Origin of the sequence: Nocardioides epinepheli, assembly GCF_037936805.1 — a bacterium.
Taxonomy (GTDB): Bacteria; Actinomycetota; Actinomycetes; order Propionibacteriales; family Nocardioidaceae; genus Nocardioides.
Genome location: NZ_JBBMMC010000021.1, coordinates 1 through 3,567 on the forward strand (window position 1 = coordinate 1; position 3,567 = coordinate 3,567).

Genomic DNA, 3,567 nt, shown 5'->3' on the forward strand with positions numbered 1-3,567 from the left:
AGGTTGAGCAAGCCGGGAGGGCGAGGAACGAGCCCGCCTGACAGTCGGCCGCCGACGAAACCTCCCAACCGACCTCGGGAACCCTGGCAGCGCCGGTTGCCGGGGTTTCGTCGGCGCTCGCTGGCGCTCGCTTGCTCAACCTCCGGCCGAGGCCGGTGCGGACGGTCGCCGGGGTCTCGCTGGCGCTCGCTTGCTCAACCTCCGGCCGAGGCCGGTCCGGACGGTCGCCGGGGTTCGATCAATCAACGAGCGCTGGCTTGCTCAACCTCCGGGCGCCCGGAGGTTGAGCAAGCAGGGCGCGTCAGGCCTGGCGACGGCGGCGGATCAGCAGCAGCGCGCCGCCGGCGGTGAGCAGCAGGCCGAGGAGCAGCAGCGCGAGGGCCGGGCCACCGGTGTTCGGAAGCCAGCCGTCGGGGCCGTCAGGACCCTCGGGCCCGGGCCCGTTCGGGCCGCCGGAGTCCGCCTCGTCGACCGGCACGATCACCGTCGACTCGTCGCTGTCGACCTGGGTGCCGACGACCGAGTCGCCCGAGGCGGTCGCGACGTTGCGGATCCCCTTATCGTCGCGGACGTCGGCGGCGGTGACGGTGTAGACGGCACGGCAGGTGGTGCTCTCACCGGGCGCCAGCGTCGTCTTCTTGCAGGTGATCGTGACGCCGGCCGCGTCGAGCATCGGGTCGTCGATCTCGATGCCGGTGAGCTTGACGCCGCCGGTGTTGGTCACCTTGAAGGTGTAGCGGATCTTCTCGCCCGCATCGGCCTTCTCGTCGCCGTCCTTGTCGAGGAGCGTGGCGCGCTTGACCAACGCGATGCCCGGAGGAGCGTCGTCGGTCGCGACGGTCGCGGAGTCGTCGGCGCTGGTGACGGGCTCGCCGTCGATGTCCTCACCGGTCGCGTGGGCGACGTTGACGACCTCGCCCGCGCGCACGTCGGCGGCGGTGATCACATACGGGCCGTCGACGGTGCAGGTCGCCTTCTCCCCCGGCGCGAGCGTCGTCGGGGAACAGGTGATGGCGATCCCGGCTGCCTCGAGCATCGGGTCGACGACGTCGACGCCGCGCACCGGCACGTTGCCGGTGTTGGTGACGGTGAACGCGTAGGTGATCTCGTCACCGGCGTCGACCAGACCGGAGTCGTTGGTGTCCTCGATGTTCGCGACCGACTTCACCAGCTCGATCGCGGGCGCGGGCGTGCCGACGGTCGTGGTGGTCGAGTCGGTGGAGGACACGTCCGGGCCGCGTGGCGGGGTGCCGGTCGCGGTGGCGGTGTTGACCACGGTGCCGCCCTCGTCGGCCGCGGTGATCGTGTACGGCGCCGCCGTACACGTCGCCGATTCGGTCGGGGCGAGCGCGGTCGGTGCGCAGGTCACCGCGCCGAGCAGCGGGTCGGTGACCCGGACCGGGTCGAGGGTCACGTTGCCGGTGTTGGTGACGGTGAAGGTGTACCGGATCTGGTCACCGGCGTCGACCAGGCCGGAGCCGTTGGTGTCGTCGACTCCGGCGACCTGCTTGTCCAGCGCGATCGACGGGGTGTCGATCTCGGTGGTCTCGGTGTCGGTGTCGGTCACCTCGGTCGGGACCCCGGGGCCGGTCGGCGGGGTGCCGTGCGCGGTCGCGGTGTTCACCACCGTGCCGGCGGTCTCGTCGGCTGCGGTGACCTCGTACGGGTCCGCCGTGCAGTTGGCCACCGCTCCGGGCGCCAGCGTGGTCGGAGTGCAGACCACGTTGTCCAGCTTCGGGTCATCGACCTCGACCTGCGAGAGCGGCACGTTCCCGGTGTTCGTGACCGTGAACGAGTAGGTGATCAGGTCACCAGCATCGGTGAACCCGGAGCCGTTCACGTCGTCGATGCCCACCACGGACTTGTCCAGCTGGACCGACGGCGCCGGCGTCGAGACCGGGGTCGAGGTCGAGGAGCTGTCCTTCACGTCGGGGCCCCGCGGCGGGGTGCCGGTGACGGTGGCGGTGTTGACCAGGTTCGTTCCCTGGTCGGACTGCTTGATCGTGTACGGCGCCGCCGTGCAGGTCACCGACTCCGTCGGCGCCAGCGCGTTCGGCGAGCACGTCACGGTGCCGAGCATCGGGTCGTCGACCTGGACCGGGTCGAGGGTCACGTTGCCGGTGTTAGTGACGGTGAAGGTGTAGGTGACCTCGTCACCGGCGTCGACCAGACCGGAGTCGTTGACGTCGTCGATCGAGGCGACCTGCTTGACCAGCGAGATCGACGGGGTGTCGACGTCGGTCGTGGTGGTGTCGTCGTCGGTGACGTCGTTGGGGACTCCCGGGCCGGTCGGCGGAGTGCCGTGCGCGGTCGCGGTGTTCACGACCGTGCCGGCGGTCTCGTCGGCCGCGGTCACTTCGTACGGGTCGGCGGTGCACGTCGCCGTGGCGCCGGGTGCCAGCGTGGTCGGTGTGCAGACCACGTTGTCCAGCTTCGGGTCGTCGACCCGCACCGAGCTCAGCGGCACGTTGCCGGTGTTGGTCACGGTGAACGAGTAGGTGATCAGGTCGCCGGTGTCGGTGACGCCCGAGCCGTCGACGTCGTCGATCCCGGCGACCGACTTCTGCAGCTCGATGGATGGGGCCGGCGTCGAGATCGGCGTCGACGTCGTGTCGGTGTCGGTCACCTCGGGCGGAACACCGGGGCCGGCCGGCGGGGTGCCGGTGGCGGTCGCGGTGTTGACCAGCGTGGTGCCCTGGTCGGACTGCTTGATCGTGTACGGGTCGGCCGTGCACGTGGCCACTCCACCGGGAGCCAGCGAGGTCGGGGTGCAGGTCACCGCGTCCGCACCCAGCAGGGGGTCGTCGACCTCGACCTGCGAGAGCGGCACGTTGCCGGTGTTGGTGACGGTGAAGGTGTAGGTGATCTCGTCACCCGCATCGGTCAGACCCGAACCATTGGTGTCAGCGATGCCCGCCACCGACTTGTCGATCTGGATCGCCGGGCCGGGGGTCTGGACCGTGGTGGTGGTGGAGTCGGTGGCCGAGACGTCCGGGCCGCGGGGCGGGGTACCGGTCGCGGTGGCGGTGTTCACCACGGTGCCGCCCTGATCGCCGGGCTGGATGACGTAGGGGGCGGCGGTGCAGGTGACCGACTCCGTCGGCGCCAACGCGTTCGGAGAGCAGGTCACCGCACCGACCAGCGGGTCGTTGACCTGGACCGGGTCCAAGGTCACGTTCCCGGTGTTGGTCACGGTGAAGGTGTAGGTGATCTCATCACCCGCATCGACCAGACCCGAGTCGTTGACGTCCTCGATCGAGGCGACCTGCTTGTCCAACGCGATCGACGGAGTGTCGATCGGCGTCGTGGTGGTATCGGTGTCGGTCACCTCGGCCGGAACACCCGGACCCGCCGGCGGGGTGCCGTGCGCGGTCGCGGTGTTCACCACCGTGCCGGCGGCCTCATCAGCCGCCGTCACCACATACGGGTCGGCCGTGCAGTTGGCCACCGCGCCGGGCGCCAGCGTGGTCGGAGTGCACACCACGTTCGTCAGCTTCGGGTCATCGACCCGCACCGAGCTCAGCGGCACGTTGCCGGTGTTGGTGACGGTGAAGGAGTAGGTGATCT

The 3,567-nt window shown here is 70.3% G+C and carries 1 protein-coding gene; it reads right to left on the reverse strand.

The features are described from left to right. Positions 1–301: 301 nt before the first annotated feature. Positions 302–3,567 (reverse strand): CLIPPER-2 domain-containing protein (locus WMR31_RS20810; RefSeq protein WP_340540817.1); only part of this gene is annotated, 3,266 nt, incomplete at its 5' end.